At 36.9% G+C, this 18,784-nt stretch carries 14 protein-coding genes and 1 pseudogene; 5 read left to right on the top strand and 10 right to left on the bottom strand.

All coding sequences use genetic code 11. The annotated features are described in order from the left end of the window. Positions 1-30: 30 nt before the first annotated feature. On the bottom strand, positions 31-2,574 hold the full coding sequence (gene tamL, locus GUU89_RS02635) for a translocation and assembly module lipoprotein TamL (protein WP_162126468.1): 2,544 nt from the start codon (positions 2,572-2,574) through the stop codon (positions 31-33). 37 nt (positions 2,575-2,611) lie between these two features. Here tamL and GUU89_RS02630 point away from each other — a divergent pair, with 37 nt between their 5' ends. Further along, positions 2,612-3,340: an RNA methyltransferase gene (locus tag GUU89_RS02630; protein WP_162126467.1), complete on the top strand. Its 729-nt coding sequence runs from the start codon at positions 2,612-2,614 to the stop codon at positions 3,338-3,340. On the opposite strand, the gene porT is transcribed toward GUU89_RS02630, so the two are convergent. The 9 genes and pseudogenes from porT to GUU89_RS02585 all read right to left on the bottom strand — a co-directional run bounded on the left by porT (position 3,337) and on the right by GUU89_RS02585 (position 11,643). Further along, a complete protein-coding gene (gene porT, locus GUU89_RS02625; protein WP_162126466.1) occupies positions 3,337-4,038 on the bottom strand; it encodes a type IX secretion/gliding motility protein PorT/SprT in 702 nt (233 codons plus the stop codon). The two genes, GUU89_RS02630 and porT, sit on opposite strands and share 4 nt — an antisense overlap. A gap of 22 nt (positions 4,039-4,060) precedes the next feature. Next, positions 4,061-4,791 (bottom strand): annotated as a pseudogene (gene ubiE, locus GUU89_RS02620) (bifunctional demethylmenaquinone methyltransferase/2-methoxy-6-polyprenyl-1,4-benzoquinol methylase UbiE). A 563-nt stretch (positions 4,792-5,354) separates the two neighbouring features. Continuing rightward, positions 5,355-5,837 (bottom strand): dihydrofolate reductase, encoded by a 483-nt coding sequence (locus GUU89_RS02615; RefSeq protein ID WP_162126465.1) that lies wholly within the window; start codon positions 5,835-5,837, stop codon positions 5,355-5,357. Then, positions 5,834-6,172: a 2TM domain-containing protein gene (locus GUU89_RS02610; protein ID WP_162126464.1), complete on the bottom strand. Its 339-nt coding sequence runs from the start codon at positions 6,170-6,172 to the stop codon at positions 5,834-5,836. Before GUU89_RS02610 ends, GUU89_RS02615 begins: the two co-directional genes overlap by 4 nt. 340 nt (positions 6,173-6,512) lie before the next feature. Next, the gene (locus GUU89_RS02605) at positions 6,513-7,931 is read right to left on the bottom strand and encodes an FAD/NAD(P)-binding protein (RefSeq protein WP_162126463.1); all 1,419 of its coding nucleotides are present in this window, start codon (positions 7,929-7,931) and stop codon (positions 6,513-6,515) included. 90 nt (positions 7,932-8,021) lie between these two features. Beyond that, complete coding sequence (locus tag GUU89_RS02600; RefSeq protein ID WP_162126462.1) at positions 8,022-8,846, bottom strand: thymidylate synthase; 825 nt, start codon at positions 8,844-8,846, stop codon at positions 8,022-8,024. Between the two features lie 80 nt (positions 8,847-8,926). After that, positions 8,927-9,553, bottom strand: coding sequence for a bifunctional nuclease family protein (locus tag GUU89_RS02595; RefSeq protein WP_162126461.1), 627 nt, complete (start codon positions 9,551-9,553; stop codon positions 8,927-8,929). A gap of 283 nt (positions 9,554-9,836) precedes the next feature. Further along, the gene (locus GUU89_RS02590; protein WP_162126460.1) at positions 9,837-10,805 is read right to left on the bottom strand and encodes an electron transfer flavoprotein subunit alpha/FixB family protein; all 969 of its coding nucleotides are present in this window, start codon (positions 10,803-10,805) and stop codon (positions 9,837-9,839) included. A gap of 91 nt (positions 10,806-10,896) precedes the next feature. Then, on the bottom strand, positions 10,897-11,643 hold the full coding sequence (locus GUU89_RS02585) for an electron transfer flavoprotein subunit beta/FixA family protein (protein ID WP_162126459.1): 747 nt from the start codon (positions 11,641-11,643) through the stop codon (positions 10,897-10,899). A 244-nt stretch (positions 11,644-11,887) separates the two neighbouring features. Here GUU89_RS02585 and GUU89_RS02580 point away from each other — a divergent pair, with 244 nt between their 5' ends. The 4 genes from GUU89_RS02580 to GUU89_RS02565 all read left to right on the top strand — a co-directional run bounded on the left by GUU89_RS02580 (position 11,888) and on the right by GUU89_RS02565 (position 18,698). Next, positions 11,888-12,865 (top strand): pyruvate dehydrogenase complex E1 component subunit beta, encoded by a 978-nt coding sequence (locus GUU89_RS02580; RefSeq protein ID WP_162126458.1) that lies wholly within the window; start codon positions 11,888-11,890, stop codon positions 12,863-12,865. 61 nt (positions 12,866-12,926) lie between these two features. Continuing rightward, complete coding sequence (locus GUU89_RS02575; RefSeq protein WP_162126457.1) at positions 12,927-15,413, top strand: DUF5686 and carboxypeptidase-like regulatory domain-containing protein; 2,487 nt, start codon at positions 12,927-12,929, stop codon at positions 15,411-15,413. 2 nt (positions 15,414-15,415) lie between these two features. After that, positions 15,416-16,009 carry a DNA-3-methyladenine glycosylase family protein gene (locus GUU89_RS02570; protein ID WP_162126456.1) on the top strand — a complete coding sequence of 198 codons (594 nt, stop codon included), beginning with the start codon at positions 15,416-15,418 and terminating at the stop codon, positions 16,007-16,009. Positions 16,010-16,121: 112 nt separating this feature from the next. Further along, on the top strand, positions 16,122-18,698 hold the full coding sequence (locus GUU89_RS02565) for a sodium-translocating pyrophosphatase (RefSeq protein ID WP_162126455.1): 2,577 nt from the start codon (positions 16,122-16,124) through the stop codon (positions 18,696-18,698). Positions 18,699-18,784: the final 86 nt, after the last annotated feature.

The raw sequence follows: 18,784 nt of genomic DNA, 5'->3' as shown, positions 1-18,784 counted from the left end.
TTAAGGGTACAAAAATAATAATTTCTAATTTTAGAAAGGATAATTTATTCCAATATTTAAAACCGATTTATCGAAGCGCAATTCCTTGAACCATTTGTCTTCAGAAAGCGCCGGATTATAGGTTTTGAATCCCATATCAATCCTTAATATAAAGAAATTAAAATCATAGCGTAAACCATATCCGGTACCGAGCGCCATATTCTCTAACGACTTTAGGTTTCTGAAAATAGAAGGCTCAAAGGTAGTGTTGTCTAAAATGTTCCAAATATTTCCGGCATCGGCAAACAGCGCTCCGTTCAGTTTTTGAAATAAATTAAAACGCAATTCTGTGCTCAACATCAGTTTCATATTAGCTTCATTAAAATCCAAAATACTACTGCTTCCTCCCGGACCTAAACTATAAGATTGCCAAGCTCGGTTGTCATTAGAACCTCCGGCAAAATAACTTCGTGAAAAAGGAATACTCGTAGAGTTTCCGTAGGGAATGGCAATACCGAAAAAAGCTTTAGAAGCCAGTACTTTTTTTCGTTTTAAATCCCAATGTTTGATAAACTCAACTTCGGTTTTAATGTATTGCGAAAATTCAACATCAAAAATGGTATTGGCTCCGTTTTGATTTTTAAGTTGTTTTGCCGCCCTGGCCAAAAGAGACAGCATGTTTCCGGCCGATTCTAATTTGGTTTTAAAGGCATAAAACTCATTGTCAAACAAATCGCGCTGTGAGGTTTTAGAGAAAGAAAGACTGGAAGCAAAAATCAGGTTGTTTTCGGTCAATCGGACTCTTCTTTCTACAATACTCAATATTGATTTAGAATCAGCAGCGGTGATGCCTAAACTTGGATCTGTGAGCGCATCATTGGCAAAGCCTAAGACACCGCTTTCAATTTTCAAATCACCATTTGCATCCGTATAGTCCGGATTAATAGTGTAGTTTTTGGCAATATCATTTATCGTATTGTATGATGATTTATAGATGTTAAAATAATTGGTAGGATTCAGGTTTTTTACAAACTGAATATTGAATAAATCAAATTTAAAGTTGACGCCTTTCTTAGGTGTCCAGTTGTAAGTTAGCGAACTCGTAAAGTTTTGTTTGTCTAATCCGATATTGGTTTGTTTGGCATAACCAATACTCATCTTAGTATAAGGAATCATCGTTTTCGGAATGATTTTATCCGTTTTGAACGGTAAAAACAAACGCGGGAAATTCAGGTTGGCATCCACACCAATTTCCGAAATATTAAAGAAGTTATTGTTAGGATTGGCCAAGTCTTTTGAAGAACCAATATTGCCTCTAAACCCAATGTCAAAGGTTTCGGCACCGTTAAATACATTTCGAATGGCCAAAAAAGTATTGCCCGAAATTCCGAAATCCTGAATGTTGGAATGGGTAAAATCAGTCGAAAAACCAAAGGTGTATTTCTTCCTTGGTGTCAGATATACATTGGCAATCAAAGCATTTTTTTGTGTTTTGTCTTCTACATATTGAATCAAAGGATAGTTGAATACCTTAAGATTACTCAGGTACTTAGAAGTAAGCGTTGTTTTGTTATCTGAAAAATAAGTGCCTTTGACTACAAAAACACCATCGGTTATAGCTTTCGGGCGGTATTTTAGTTTATTAACACTGTATAATGTAAAGTCTTTGTAAACCGTGCTGTCGCTTATTTTTGCGTTAGGATCAGTGGCGCTGTGGTCCGTAAAAATATTTACTTTGCTAATCTTGTACAGTTCAAAAGGAGCCATTTTAACGCTGTCGTCAACTCTAACCGATTCATTTTCTATGACCAAATCTACATTGGCTTTGTGGGTTTTCGCAATAGTGTCAATGTCAAAAGTCACATAATTTTGCTGAAAACGGTAGGCACCATTGTTTCTGAAATCTTCAGTGATTCGACCTCTTTCATTATCAAAATCAACGGTTTCATAACGTTTGCCTGTTTTGAGAAATGAATTTTTCTTTCGCAATTGATAAATCGAATCTAACGGGGCACTGCTGATGTAACTATCAATGCTGTCAAGAATATAGGGTGTTCCGGTGGCAATGTCATATTTGAGTTTCACCCTTTTTGAATCAAGGGTGTCAATTTTGTATTTGGTGGTAACGTCAAAATAACCTCGGTTGAAATAGTATGACTTTAAACGGCGTAATGATTTTCGAGTGCTGGCAGTATCTAAAATCACGGGCGCTTCACCTGTTTTTCGCAAGAAATTATCTTTGCCCGAATAAAAGAAAGACTCGCCCAAACGTTTGACTTGTTTTTTGGATAACCATTTTGCTTTTCGGTAATAGCGTTGCGGATTTTTAATCATTTTGGCCTTGAACAGTGAATCCGATTTTGGTTTGGCCAAATTGTAGATGTTCAAACGAAGGTGATACCCTAAAATTGAAGTGTTTTGTTTTTGATAGAGTTGATTAAAGATGTCTTCGGTGTTGTCTTTTTTGCCATCAACATAGATATCATTTTTGTTCAGGAGTCTTTTCCCGTCAGGAACTCTTTTTGTGGTGTTGCAACCAAAGATAATTAGTCCAGTTAGAATAAATAATGATATTTTTGTGATACTATTTTTCAAGTGTTGCGAAATATTTAATTCAAAAGTACAGTATTTTATGGTTAGTAAAAACCAAATAAAATTAATTACCAGTCTTCAACATAAAAAATACCGAAATGAAGAACAATTGTTCCTTGCTGAAGGTGTAAAAGTAATACAGGAATTGTTACTATCAAATTTTGTGCTGGAACATTTGTTTGTTACCGAAGATATTTTCCCAAAGGTTACGACTTCGCAAAAAACAATGATAAAAGAGCAGGATATGAAACGCATTAGTGCGCTAAGTTCTCCGAGTTCGTGTTTGGCACTTTTTAAAATTCCAAAAGAAACAAATGTTGAAAATTCTGGCTTGATAGTAGCTTTGGATGATATTCGTGATCCCGGAAATTTGGGAACTATCATTCGACTGTGTGATTGGTTTGGAGTCAAACAATTAATTTGTTCTAAAGAAACAGTTGATAGTTACAACCCAAAAGTAATTCAATCAACCATGGGTTCTATAGCTCGTGTCAAGGTCAATTATTTAGATTTAGAGGAGTATCTCTCCAAAAGTCAATTGCCGGTTTTCGGTACTTTTATGGATGGGAAAAATGTTTATAAAGAAACATTGCCCACTGAAGGAATATTGGTTCTTGGTAACGAAGCTAACGGAATTTCGGCAGTTTTAGAAAAAAGCATCAAAAACCGAATTGCCATTCCGAGATTTGGAGACTTACAACAAACCGAAAGTTTGAATGTAGCTACGGCGACCGCTATTTTCCTGAGTGAGTTTAAAAGAAATTCTTAGTGGAAAGTAAAATTGATAAGCACCGCACGGGTTTTCAATGATTCAATGTTTCCTGTCCACGGGCTGTTAGGGTCATTGTCGCGAATCAATTCGTCTTTGAAACCAAAAACCCCTCGAATAGAAGGAGAGAATTTAAAATATTCAAAATACAAATCAACGCCAAAACCAAAAGTATAATTTTGGGTCCAAGGTTTTACTCTGAATTTTTGTTGCAGGTTGTCGTCTTTTGATTTCGAGTTGCTCGAAAGATTCAATGTAGAGGATACACCACCAACCAAGTAAGGGCGAACATTACCGGTTCTTAACGAAGAAAATTTCAACATCAACGGGAAGTCGATGTAAGTTGCCTTTACTTCTCTAATAGCATCACGATCTTTGTTGAATCCTGAGTATGTTAATGTTCTGCTAGCGTAGTACAAGCCTGGTTCAAAACGAAGTTCTACGTATTCATGAAGTCTTAAACTGCCCACAAGTCCAACATTGAATCCGGTATGTCCTTTCACATCAATATCCTTTCCGGGCACTTTATAATCGGTTTTGTAATCAAAAGTACTAAATCCTAAAAAATAGCCCCAATACACTTTTTGTTTGTCAAAATTCTCCAAGTTTATGATTGGGTCTTTGGTAAACAAACTTTTGCCCAATTGTGCTTGTGTCTGTAGTGTAATTAGAAGAAATAGAACAAATATTTTTTTCATTGGTATGCTGACAACTTCAGTTTTATTTTTTTGTTGCGGTATAAATGGTGGCTACTCCAAAGGTTTGCGGCAACGCTTTACAATCTATAAACGAAGTTTTTCGTAAAATATTGTTTAACGCTTCGCCAAATGGAAAGTTAGCAGCTGATTCTGATAGGTAACCGTAGGCACTATTGTCTTTAGAAAATAATTTCCCTACCAAAGGTAAAATGTATTTAGTATAAAAAGTATAACCTTGTTTGAAAGGGAATTTTGTCGGAACCGAAGTTTCTAGTATAACAAAAACACCGTTAGGTTTTAAAACACGGTGAATTTCAGCTAAGCCTTTTTCTAAGGTTTCAAAGTTTCGAATACCAAAGGAAACCGTAATGGCATCAAAATAATTATCGGGATAAGGAATGTTTTCACTGTCACCTAAAACCATTTCTATTTTATCGGATAAATTTTTACCTTGAATTTTTTCTTGCCCACTTCCAACATGCCTGAGGATAAATCAAGACCAATTATTTTTTGGGCGGTAGTGGTAGTCATCAAAATGGCCAAATCACCGGTTCCGGTGGCAATGTCTAAAATGGTTTCCGGTTTTTTTGCGGCTACTAAAGCGACAACTTTTTTACGCCATTTAACATCAATGCCCAAAGAAATGACTCTGTTTAATCCATCATAATTCCCCGAAATGGTATCGAACATTTGGGTTACTTGTTCTTTTTTGCCAAGTGCGGAATCTTTATAAGGAGTGATACTCTTAGACATAGGTTATTTTTCGACAAATATAAGCCAATATTTTAATTAGCGGAATGATTTAGTAAAACAGCTATTTTTAATTTCAGATAAATTAATTGTAGTAAAATTATATCATTTTTTAATAAAAAATACCCATTGTTGGGGATTTTTTTGTCATTTATAATTAGAAACTTTGTAGTATCAAAAATCAAAATATTTAAGACCATGAATGCAAGAGTTATGATGTCAGAAATAAGATGGATTGTAGTTTCACTTGTGGTAACTTTTGTCCTTTTATTTCTATTGAAAGATTCTGTCAATCTTATTGGGGGCAATGAGGTTGAAAGGCATTTGTTTATTGGGTTAAATAAATTTTTGGAAATTTTGACATATTTCACCTTTAGCACTTTTGTGGTATTTGGCGTTAAAGGATTCTATGAAATGTACTCGCAAAGAATTTCCAATGTGATAATGATATCCTCAGGCCTGTTCTTGGTACTGATTATTTTCGTCTTAAGCTGCCAATTATTATTGGAAACTTAATGAGAAATGGATTAACTGTTTTGATTTTAAACACCTTTCGGGGTGTTTTTTTATCTTCTGACGTAAGTTAAAAAAGTAAAGTCAAAAGCATGCTTTTCATCTTTGGGATGAAATTCTTCACTTATCAACTTCCATAGCTTCAAATCGATTTCGGGAAAAAAAGTGTCGGCTTCAAAATGCTGATGTACTTTGGTGATGTCAATTTTATCAGCCATGGCTATAGATTGAGTATAAATTTCACCACCTCCAATGACAAAAACTTCTTCGTCTTTTGGACAAACCGCAATAGCATCTTCCAATGAATTGACAACAATACAACCTTCTGGAGCATAGTTTTTTTGTCGGGTGATGATAACATGCGTTCTGTTGGGCAAAGGTTTTGGAAAACTTTCAAATGTTTTTCTTCCCATGATAATATAATGTCCGGAAGTTAAACTTTTGAATCGTTTAAAATCATCGGGCAAATGCCAAAGCAGTTGATTGTCTTTACCCAGTGCATTGTTTTCTGCTACTGCCGCTATAAGTGTAATCATTCTGCAGTAGATTTAGCATTATCAAAATCATTTTTCAATTGTTCTAATTTTTTGGATTGTTGCAACATTAGCTTATCAATTTGAGCACGCTCCCAGTGTTTGTTCATAAAGCTGTCAATGATAAATACTTTAATGGTGTGAAGTAAAAACAGGAATATCCAAAGGGCAACCGCCCAAGTCCACCAGGTTCTGTCAGGATAGAAAGAAAGCCATTTGTTGGCAACAAATAAAAACAAACTGCCGATTAACAGCACCATGAAATGAAAATACAAACTTTTTTTTTGTTTGATTCTATCTCGGGCATATTCGTATAATTCGTGTTGATCTCTTTCCATAGGGCGAAATTAGTGCTTTAAAGATAAAACTTATTTTTAAAATGCTAAAATCTCATTTTCAGATAATGCAGTAAGAAAACGTTTTCTTGATAAAGAATAAAGAAATTAAGGAGTCATAAATTATGTGTTTTCTTTTAATCACACCTGCTTTTTTAGTAATCTCCTAAAAGTGATAGCGCTTGTAAAATAGTAAATTTGGTAAACAATACGGAAGCCGACAGTTTTACTTATAACGATTTTGCCGGAGCAGAAAACAGTGTTTTGGTACTATGATATTTTAGTTGGTTAAAAAATAAAAAATCCGCTTAAGAGCGGATTTTATGCATAAGATATAAGGTGATTAAGCATCTAATGGCTGAACTACCGTTGGCTGATTTTGCGGTTTAAGTCTTTCGGCCAAACGTTCAGCTTGTGTTCTAAGTTCATTCACCGCGGTGCTTTCCCAAAGTTCGCCTTTCAAATTTCCGCCCAAGGTAAATAAATTGGAATGCGGTTGATTGTTGGCATCAATAACTTGAAAAGTGGTGGTGTCAGCAACAATTCCCAATTTAAGAGTGTCTTGTTTTAAGAGTCCTTTTAGCAGACAGTTTTTCAGAAACGAATGCTCAATATTATTCAAATCGGTGTCTGGACCGGTGCAGTTAATGATTCTCGATACTTTTACTTGCTTGTTGGCGTGTTCTTTTTTGTCAAAATAATCCACTAGGATACCATCTGCCACTTCGGTGAAATTCAGTAATCGGCCGGAATTGATTTTTAACTTGCCGTCAATACGCAACTGCTGTAATTTATCGTGAGAGTGAATCGGAATTCGATGACGCGCAACTCCCCATAAATGACGGAATCTCGACATGAATATACTTCTTTCTTCATCGGTAAAACGTTTCCACATATTTTGAGTAAACGGACGCAAAGAATCGATGACCGGTTCGGCAGTTGCGCCATATTCTCTAACCGCTTTGATGTGTTTATGAACCAATTTCACCAAATCATACAAACTCATATCGTCTCGCAGCTCTTCGGTTAGTTTGGTGTATTTCAATCCGTTGTGACGGTGTGGTAAAATATTAAATCCGTTAGGGGAAATGGAATAAATTTCATTTTTAAATCCTTGTTCCAAAAGAGCAATTACAGTATCCACCATGGTCAATCCATTACCTACAATCAATACGGGCAAATCGGGGTTGATGTTAAGTACTGAATCAATCTTCCAGGGGTTTTGGAAATAATTTTTGCTTTGGTAAAAATCAGGATTTTCTATTTTTGGATTCTTTGGCACTTGATTTCCGGAAGCAATTATACCATAATCCACCAGCAATTTGTCGTTGTTGTCTAACCAAAGTTCTACGGAATTAGGATGTACTTCTAAATCGACCACAAAACTTTCAATGACGGTTAGTTTTATGTTTTTTGATTTAGCAACTGCTTGGTATTTTTCCCAAATGGTAACCAAATAATCGCCAAACAATTGACGTGGTAAAAAGGAATTGGCAATAAAAGCCTTGTCTTTATTTTTAAAGTCATCCCTTTCCATAATCCAGTCCAAAAAATGATCCGGCTGATCAGGGAAAGCACTCATTTTAGCGGTTATGACATTTAATAAATGTTTGTCTGAATACGGATTATAAGCAATGCCTCGGTTCAGTGTTTCTCTCTCATTTATTAAAGTTATTTCACATGGAGCTGTAGCTTTTTCAATAAGCTGAACGGCTGTCATTGTTCCGGTGAATCCGACGCCGATAATTCCGATTGTTTTCATTGGTTAAAGAAAAGTAAATTCCATATAAAAATAAACAAAAAATTAGCGGAACTAATAATTGGTAGTCTTTTTTAGAAATTTGGAAACGATTTAAATAGCAACAGCGCCTTTAATATGAGGATGCGGGTCGTAATCTACTAAAGTAAAATCTTCAAAAGTAAAGTCGAAGATGTTTTTCACCTCCGGATTCAGAATCATTTTCGGTAATGGTCTTGGCTCACGCGATAATTGCAATTCTACTTGTTCAAAGTGATTGTTATAAATATGAGCATCGCCAAAAGTGTGAATGAATTCGCCTACTTGTAAGTCGCAAACCTGAGCAATCATCATGGTAAATAAAGCATAAGAAGCAATATTAAACGGAACGCCTAAGAAAATATCAGCGCTTCTTTGGTATAACTGACAAGATAATTTGCCATCGGCTACATAAAATTGAAAAAAGGCATGGCAAGGAGGTAAAGCGGCTTTTCCGTTGGCTACATTTTCGGCAAACGATTTTGAAGTGTCCGGCAATACCGAAGGATTCCAGGCGGAAACCAACATGCGTCGACTGTTGGGGTTTTTCTTTAAAGTGTCAATCAATTCGGTGATTTGATCAATTTCTTCGCTGTTCCAATTGCGCCATTGATGGCCGTATACCGGACCCAAGTCCCCGTTTTCATCAGCCCATTCGTCCCAGATTTTTACGCCGTTTTCTTTTAAATAAGCAATATTAGTATCGCCTTTTAAGAACCATAATAACTCATAAATAATTGATTTCAGGTGAAGTTTTTTGGTAGTTACCATTGGAAAACCTTCATTTAAATCAAAGCGCATTTGGTACCCAAAAACACTTTTGGTTCCCGTCCCGGTTCTATCTCCTTTTTGACAACCGTTTGCTAAAACGTGTCGCACTAAATCATGGTACTGCTTCATAAAATTTATTGTAAATGTTGAATGATAAATTAATCTGGGTTAGTTAAATTGATAACGCATTTAACATTCAAAATAATTATTTAGCTTTCTCTTTTCGAAATTTCGTCTCTTATCTTGGCGGCCTTTTCATAATCTTCATCCTGAACGGCTTTCTCTAAAGCTTCGTGCAGTTCAGACAAACTCATGCTGACATAAATATCTCCTGATTTGCCTTCGTTGTCTAAACCGAAAGTTTCCGGAGTAGAGAGTACGCCTTCGTCTTCTGAGCCCGGATTTTCCAATTCAGCCGGATTTGGATTTAAATAGATTCCGGCTTTGTCTAGAATGTTTTTATATGTAAAAATCGGAGCGGCAAAGCGCAGGGCTAAAGCAATAGCATCCGAAGTTCGGGCATCGATAATTTCCTCTATTTTGTCGCGTTCGCAAATGATGCTCGAGTAAAAAACACCATCCACCAATTTGTGGATAATGACTTGTTTTACTACAATATCAAAACGGTCAGCGAAACTCTTGAATAAATCGTGTGTCAACGGCCGTGGCGGTTTGATTTCTTTTTCGAGTGCTATGGCTATAGATTGGGCTTCGAAAGCGCCGATGACAATCGGTAATTTTCTTTCCCCGTCTACCTCGTTTAGAATCAACGCGTAAGCGCCATTTTGTGTTTGACTATAGGAAATCCCTTTTATGGTTAGTTTTACTAAACTCATTATGGTTTTTAATGTTAGATTCAGTTACTCCAGTTTCTGTATTCAAAACGATAGCAACTATGCAATACAAATCCTCATTAGCCCTGATGGCAGTGTAAATCCTTTTTTGGATTGCCCTGTAGCGATAGCGAAAGGGAAATGCAGAAAAGATTGGAACGTACAGCAGGAAAATGGACTGCAAAGTAACAAAAACTTTTCGCTTCTAAAAATGGAAAGGATAAAAAAAAGAGCCGTCAAAAAAATAATTTTTCGACAGCTCCTGATTTGAATTAATAAATTTATTTTAGGCGTTTTGCGCTTTGAACTCTTTTAGTTTTTGCGTCAATCTTGGTACAATATCGAAGGCGTCACCCACCACACCGTAATCGGCTACTTTGAAGAATGGCGCGTCGGCATCGGAGTTGATTACCACTTTTACTTTTGAGGAATTGATTCCGGCAATATGCTGAATAGCTCCCGAAATTCCTATGGCGATATATAAATTGGTAGCTACCGGTTTTCCGGTTTGTCCTACGTGTTCGCTGTGAGGTCTCCAACCTAAATCGGATACCGGTTTTGAACAAGCGGTAGCCGCTCCTAAAACAGAGGCTAATTCTTCTAACATGCCCCAATTCTCCGGTCCTTTTAACCCACGACCTCCTGATACTACTATGTCTGCATCGGCGATGGTTACTTTACCGCTGGTTTTTTCAACCGAAGCTACTTTTACATTGAAATCGGCTTCGTTTAAGCTTGGCGCGAAATCTTCTTCAGTAGCTGAGGAAGCACTTTCTACTAATCCGTATGAGTTTTTAGCTAAGCTTAATACTTTTACATCTGTTGTAATTTCGGTGATGTTGAAGGCTTTGTTTGAAAAAGCATTTCTTTTTACCTGAAAAGGTGATGTGCTTATCGGCAATCCTACTACGTTTGAAGCAAATCCGGCGTCAAGGCCCACGGCTACTATTGGTGCCATGTATAAACTATCGGTAGTAGAGGAAAGCAAAATCACTTTGGCTCCTTCTTTTTGTGCGGCTTGTTTTACTACATCGGCATAAGCTTTGGCATTGAAGTTGGCCAACTTGTCGTTAGATACTTTCAATACTTTATCTACACCATATTTTGATAAATCGGAAACATTACCGGCGTTTACAGTTACTGCTGTTACGGTTGTTCCTAATGATTCGGCTACTTTTTTTGCATAAGACGCCAACTCAAAAGCTACTTTTTTGAATTTTCCGTCTGCCGATTCTGCGTAAATTAATAATGACATAATTTTTTTATTTAAGATTAAGGATTTTCGGATTAAGGATTTATAGATTTTGGATTAAGGATTTTAATTCCTGATTCCCAAATCCTAATTCCTAAATCACTTTTGCTTCGTTGTGTAAGGCATTTACTAATCCGTCTAAATCATCAGCGGAAAATAATTTTACGGCTGATTTCGGAGCTGGTTTTTCAAATTTCACCGCTTTGGTATTTACATTAGCCGCAACCGGTTCAAGTACTGTTAATACTTTGGTTCTGGCGGTCATGATGCCTCTCATATTCGGGATGCGTAAGTCTTTTTCTTCCACCAATCCTTTTTGTCCGCCTATTACTAATGGCAATGAAGCTGCAATAGTTTCTTTTCCACCGTCAATTTCTCGAGCTACTTTGGCTGAAGTGCCTTCGATAGTTAACTCGGTACAAGAGTTTACAAAATTGTAATCTAATAAACCGGCCAACATACCAGGAACCATACCTCCATTGTAGTCTAACGATTCTTTTCCGCAGATCACTAAATCATAGCCGCCTGATTTAACGACTTCCGCTAATTGTTTGGCAACAAAAAATCCGTCGGTTGGATTAGCATTCACACGAATCGCTTCGTTAGCGCCTATAGCTAGTGCTTTTCTAAGTGTAGCTTCCGCATCAGGACCGCCAACATTGACAACCGTTACAGTAGCTCCTTGTTGTTCTTGAAACCAAATCGCTCTGGTTAATCCGAACTCGTCATTGGGGTTGATAACGAATTGTACACCATTGGTATCAAATTCTGAATCACCGTTAACGAAATTGATTTTTGAAGTAGTATCAGGCACATGACTGATGCAAACTAATATTTTCATTATAGTATCTATTAAGTGAATTTTAAGAGCGTAAAAGTATAAAATATATTTCTAATTTTTATATGCGTGCATAATATTTTTTTTAAATTTCAATCGATTTCGTAAGGAATGAAAAATGCAATTGGTTTTATTTCAAATTTATGTTGGGTCAAAACGCTATTAATTAAGGGCGATAAATGTTTTTTAATCGTTTTTAATTTTTATTTTTGCCATTCAAAATTATAGAAAGTAACATAATCATACTATGAGAACGATACAATTTAGAGAAGCGATAGCCGAAGCGATGAGTGAAGAAATGCGTCGCGATGAATCTGTATATTTAATGGGAGAGGAAGTAGCCGAATACAATGGTGCTTACAAAGCTTCTAAAGGAATGTTAGACGAATTTGGCCCGAAAAGAGTCATTGATACTCCTATTGCAGAGCTTGGTTTTGCCGGAATTGCAGTAGGTTCAGCGATGAACGGTTGTCGTCCGATTGTAGAATATATGACCTTCAATTTCTCATTAGTCGGAATTGATCAAATCATCAATAACGCTGCTAAGATGCGTCAAATGTCGGCCGGACAATTTCCAATGCCGATGGTTTTTCGTGGGCCTACCGCTTCTGCCGGACAATTAGGTGCTACACACTCACAAGCTTTTGAAAATTGGTTTGCCAACACACCGGGATTGAAAGTTGTGGTTCCGTCTACCGTTTATGATGCCAAAGGATTATTGAAAGCCGCCATTCGTGATAACGATCCGGTAATTTTCATGGAATCGGAGCAAATGTATGGTGATAAAGGCGAAGTGCCTGAAGAAGAATACACTATTCCACTTGGTGTTGCTGATGTTAAAAGAGAAGGGACTGATGTAACGATTGTTTCTTTTGGAAAAATCATTAAAGAAGCTTTTATCGCTGCGGATGAGTTAGCCAAAGAAGGCATCTCTTGTGAAATTATCGATTTGAGAACTGTGCGTCCGATGGATTATGATGCCATTATCAATTCGGTTAAAAAAACGAACAGATTAGTAGTGTTGGAAGAAGCTTGGCCATTTGCCAGCGTAGCCTCTGAAATCACCTATATGGTTCAAGAAAGAGCTTTTGATTATTTAGATGCACCTATCCAAAGAATCACTACGGCTGATACCCCTGCACCTTATTCGCCAACGCTATTAAAAGAGTGGTTGCCTAATGCAGAAGATGTTATCAAAGCAGTAAAAAAAGTAACATACAAATAATAGAATTATACTTATATTTGAAACTTCATCAAACCTTTTTTGATGGAGTTTTTTTTTGTTTATGAGAAAGATATTTTTTAGTTTATTTCTAGTGGTTTTTGCCAATATCATTACGGCCCAAACCAAAGTAAGCGGTGTTGTGTTAGATAATTCTAAGGAACCAATTCCCTATGCAAATATTGTATTCAAAGGTTCTAATGTTGGGGTAGTTTCCAACGAAGATGGACGTTTTTATATAGAATCACCCGATAATTACACTGAGTTAGTCGTTTCGTTTGTAGGTTTTCCTGATAAGGTAGTGAAATTGCCTAAACAGGTAAATTATGATTTCAAAGTGGTTCTAACCGAAGGAAATACATTAAAAGAAGTTAAGATTTATGCCGGTAAAACATCCAAAAAGAACAATCCGGCTTTAGACATTCTCAGAAAAATATGGGAGCGAAGAAGAAAGAACGGACTTAAAATGTTCAAGCAATATCAATTTGAAAAATACGAAAAAGTAGAATTTGATATGAACACCATCGACAGTGCCTTTATGAAAAGTAAAATTTTCAAAGGAATGGAGTTTGTGTTCAAAAATATAGATACTTCAAAAGTTACCGGAAAAACCTATCTGCCTATATTCATTAATGAATCTTTGACTGATTTTTATGGTGATAACGAAAACAAAAGATCAAAAGAAATCCTGAAAGCCAACAAAAACTCAGGTTTAGGAAGCGGCGATGGAGTCAATATGTTTATCAAGGATTTGTATAACGATTACGATATTTATGACAACTATTTGCAGTTGTTTGACAAGAGTTTTACCAGTCCGTTATCCCGAACCGGAATTGATGTCTATAACTATGTTTTGGCCGATACAGCGGTGATTGATAACAAACTTTGCTATAATATTGTCTTTTACCCAAGACGTAAAAACGAACTCACTTTTAAAGGGGATTTCTGGGTCAATGATACCACATTTGCCATCAAGAAAATTAATATGGCCATCACCAAAAGCGCCAACATCAACTGGGTAAAAGATATTTATTTGGAACAAGAATATGAAGTGTTGAATGATTCTGTTTTCTTGCCGACCCGCGATTATATGATGTCCGATTTTGCCTTGAGAAAAAAGGAAGAATCGAAAGGGGTCTACGGAAAACGAACCACTTTGTATAGAAACTTTAAGTTCAATGAAAAGAAACCGGATAAATTCTATAAACAAGAGATCAATTATATAGACAATGAGGTTTATGCAAGATCTAATGAGTATTGGGATGAAAACCGATTTGAACATCTGAATAAAGATGAGGAGAAAATCTATAAAATGATTGACACCCTCAAAACAGTCAAAAAGTTCAAACAACTTTACAGTCTGGTGTCAATTCTAGGTAGCGGGTATATTGAAATTCCAAAATATCATTTGGATTACGGGCCAATATTTTCCACAATTGGCAACAATGAAGTAGAAGGTTTGCGTTTAAGAGCCGGAGTCAGAACCTATTTCGGGCCTAATGACCTTTGGCGTATACAAGGCTACACCGCTTACGGATTTAAAGACAATAAATTTAAATACGGAATTTCCGGGAAATGGATGGTTAACAAGGAAAATAGAATTATTATTTCCGGCGGAAACCGACGTGATGTGGAACAAATAGGAGCTAGTTTAACAACGACCAATGATGTTTTGGGGAGGAGTTATGCCTCGTCCGGATTATTTACAACAGGCTCCAATGGAAAACTAACCAATATCAACCTGACGACTTTAGCAGCAGAGATTGAGCCTATAAAAAATGTGACTTTCCAACTTGGATTTTCTTACCGCACGTTACAATCGGCGTCAGATACCTTTAAGCTTGATTATTACACAGACGAAACGTTAACAAGCACAAAAAGCAACGTGACACAATCAGAGTTGAATGTGCAGATTGAATTGACGCCAAAGAAAAAAACAATCGGTTATGGTGTTGAAAGACGCGATATCGATAGTCCGTACAGTCGAATATTTGTGAATTACAGTCAAGGATTTAAAGGGTTTATCAATAGTGATTTTGATTACCAAAAAATTCAGTTATACTACAAACAGCCCATTATCATTGGAGCATTAGGTCGTTCGAATGTTACTGTGGAATTAGGAAAAACCTACGGTCAGATTCCGCTCGGATTAATGAGTGTGGTGCCTGGGAATCAAACTCTTTTCATCATCGACAATACGTTCAGCAACCTGAATTTCTATGAATTTGTTGCCGATCAGTATGCTACTTTCAAATGGGAGCACAATTTCCAAGGAAAAATATTTGCCAGAATTCCGGGATTACGAAAACTAAACCTTCGTGAAATTGTGGGTGTTAAAGGCGTTTACGGAACCGTTTCAGATGAAAACAGATTAATCAACGCTTCCGGACTTATCTATCAAGCACCTGAAAAACCATATTGGGAATACAATGCCGGTATTGGGAATATCTTTAAAGTTTTCCGTCTTGACTTTGCTTGGCGCGGTAATTACAGAAATTTACCCGAGACCAATAATTTTACCATTAAAGGCTCGTTCGGTTTTTACTTCTAAAAATGCAGGATGCAGTTGTTTTTTTAGCTGAAAAAGACAAAATACTACAATTCATAGTAGCAAACTTTGGCCATCCTGTCATTCAAAAACGAGAGGAAGGCTTTGCGGCATTGTGTCATATTATACTGGAACAGCAGGTTTCTATTGCTTCGGCAAAAGCTTGTTATGCTAAGTTGCAAAATTATTATGGCGAAATCCATCCTGAAAAAATTTACAAGGCAACTGATGAGGAGTTGAGAGGGTTTGGAGTTTCGCGCCAAAAAAGCATTTACTTAAAACATCTGGCCGAAAAAGTGCTAAACAACGAAATTGTCTTTGAGAGTTTTGCGTCCAAATCACAACAAGAAATCAGAGAGGAGCTCCTGCAATTAAAAGGTGTAGGCAATTGGACAGTGGAAGTCTACTTGATGTTTTGTTTGCAGGCCCCTGATATTATTCCGCTAGGAGACATAGCCATTCGGAATACAATCAAAGAATTATACGACATTCACACTTTGGAAGAAATGGAGCAATTGGCTGACAATTGGAAACCTCACAGAACCTTGGCTTCCTATATATTATGGCATTACTACCTCAAAAGAAGAAATAAAATTTAAGTACCTATACGAAATTAGCAGTTTTGTTTTTTATAAACCGAAACAACTTGTATAAGTTCTTAAAATTTTGTTATTTTTGCCCCCGATAAAATTTATAACGAAAATTATATTTATGGAATCAATGATGATTTACGTGCCAATAGTAATGGCAATAATTGGGTTGCTGTTTATGGCAGCCAAAAGAGCTTGGGTTTTAAAACAAGATGCCGGAGACGGTAAGATGAAAGAGATTTCAGATTACATCTACGAAGGTGCCTTGGCTTTCCTAAAAGCAGAATACCGTTTGTTAGCTGTGTTTGTACTTATTGCAAGTGCTGTGTTAGCGGGTATTACTTTTTTACCGGGTGTTAAAACGCATTTATTAATTGTTATCGCGTTTATTTTCGGAGCTTTCTTTTCAGCATTAGCTGGGAATATGGGGATGAAAATTGCTACTAAAACAAACGTTAGAACGACACAAGCTGCTCGTACCAGTTTACCACAAGCTTTGAAAGTGTCTTTTGGTGGTGGAACAGTAATGGGACTTGGTGTTGCCGGTTTGGCTGTTTTAGGATTAACAACATTCTTTATATTATTCTTCCACTTCTTTATGGGTGGTGTTTGGACAGATACCGAAGGAATGACTGTAGTGTTAGAAACATTAGCAGGATTTTCTTTAGGAGCTGAATCAATTGCTTTGTTTGCTCGTGTGGGTGGTGGTATTTATACTAAAGCTGCTGACGTTGGTGCCGACTTAGTAGGTAAAGTAGAAGCAGGAATTCCAGAAGATGATCCTCGTAATCCTGCTACTATTGCAGATAACGTGGGTGATAACGTGGGTGACGTTGCCGGAATGGGTGCCGATTTGTTCGGTTCATATGTAGCAACGGTATTAGCAGCTATGGTATTAGGTAACTATGTTATCAAAGATATGGGCGGAAAAATCGAAGATGCGTTCGGTGGTATTGGTCCAATTTTATTACCAATGGCAATCGCCGGTTTCGGAATCTTATTCTCTATCATCGGAACGATGTTAGTGAAAATTACTAGTGATGATGCCAAAGAAGCACAAGTACAAAAAGCCTTAAATATTGGAAACTGGGTTTCTATTATTTTAACGGCAGTGGCTTGTTTCTTCTTAGTACAATATATGTTACCGACTAAAATGAATATGGATTTCTTTGGTGAAGGTTTAAAAGAAATCTCTTCTATGAGAGTTTTCTATGCTACTATCATCGGATTAATCGTGGGTGGAGCTATTTCATCCGTAACTGAATATTACACAGGATTGGGTACAAAACCGGTTTTGGCTATTGTACAAAAATCTTCTACTGGAGCAGGAACTAACGTAATCGCCGGTTTAGCTACTGGTATGATTTCTACCTTCCCAACTGTATTATTGTTTGGTGGTGCTATCTGGGCTTCTTATGCTTTAGCTGGTTTCTACGGGGTGGCTTTGGCTGCTTCTGCTATGATGGCTACGACTGCTATGCAGTTGGCAATCGACGCTTTCGGACCAATCTCTGATAACGCTGGTGGTATTGCCGAAATGAGCGAATTACCTAAAGAAGTTAGAACAAGAACCGATATTTTGGATTCAGTTGGTAATACAACAGCTGCTACAGGAAAAGGTTTTGCCATCGCTTCTGCAGCGTTAACGTCATTAGCTTTGTTTGCTGCATACGTCACTTTCACAGGAATTGATGGTATCAACATCTTTAAAGCGCCAGTTTTAGCGATGTTATTCATTGGTGGTATGATTCCGGTTGTGTTCTCGGCTTTGGCTATGAATTCGGTTGGTAAAGCTGCTATGGATATGGTTTACGAAGTACGTCGTCAGTTCAAAGAAATTCCGGGTATCATGGAAGGTACAGGAAAACCTGAGTATGGTAAATGTGTTGAGATTTCTACTAAAGCCGCTTTAAGAGAAATGATGTTACCGGGAGTTTTAACTATCGGTTTCCCTATCGCAATCGTATTATTAGGTAAATTAGTTTACGGAGATAACAACCAATTAATCGCTGAAATGTTAGGAGGTTACATGGCCGGAGTTACTGTTTCTGGTGTTCTTTGGGCTGTGTTCCAAAACAATGCCGGAGGTGCTTGGGATAATGCTAAAAAATCTTTCGAAGCGGGTGTTGAAATCAACGGAGAAATGACATACAAAGGTTCTGATGCTCACAAAGCTGCCGTAACCGGAGATACTGTTGGGGATCCATTTAAAGATACTTCAGGTCCATCTATGAACATCTTAATCAAATTAACTTGTTTAATTGGTTTAGTAATTGCTCCAATTTTAGGAAACGGTGTAGCATCGGAAGGCAAAAAAATGGAGTGCACTATGGATGTGAAAATGGAGTGCAAAGGGGATATGATAGGCAAATGCGATATGAGTAAATGCGCTACTATGACCAAAGAAGAATGTGCTGCTATGTGCGATTCTTTACAATGTACACCGGAACAAAAAGAAGCTTGTTTGTCACATTACGACGCTGATGGAAAATTCATTGCTGAGAAAAAAGACGATTGTTGCGCTAAAAAAGGAATGAAAATGGAGGCACCGATGGGTAAAAACGTAAGAGTTGAAATTACCAATACAAACGGTAAAGCAAAAGCAACTGTTACTACAACTGTAAACGGGACATCGGCTACTGAAACTTTTGAAGGTACAGAGGCTGAAGTAAAAGCTAAAGTTGATGCTTTGAAATAATAAAGTATTTCTATTTGATACAAAAGTGCCTCACATATGTGAGGCACTTTTTTTTTGATTTTTGTATGTTATGTTTTTTTGCTTTC

The organism is Flavobacterium phycosphaerae, from assembly GCF_010119235.1.
GTDB classification, from domain to species: domain Bacteria; phylum Bacteroidota; class Bacteroidia; order Flavobacteriales; family Flavobacteriaceae; genus Flavobacterium; species Flavobacterium phycosphaerae.
Note: the sequence above shows the minus strand (reverse complement) of the source record. Positions and strands in the feature narration are given on the sequence as shown.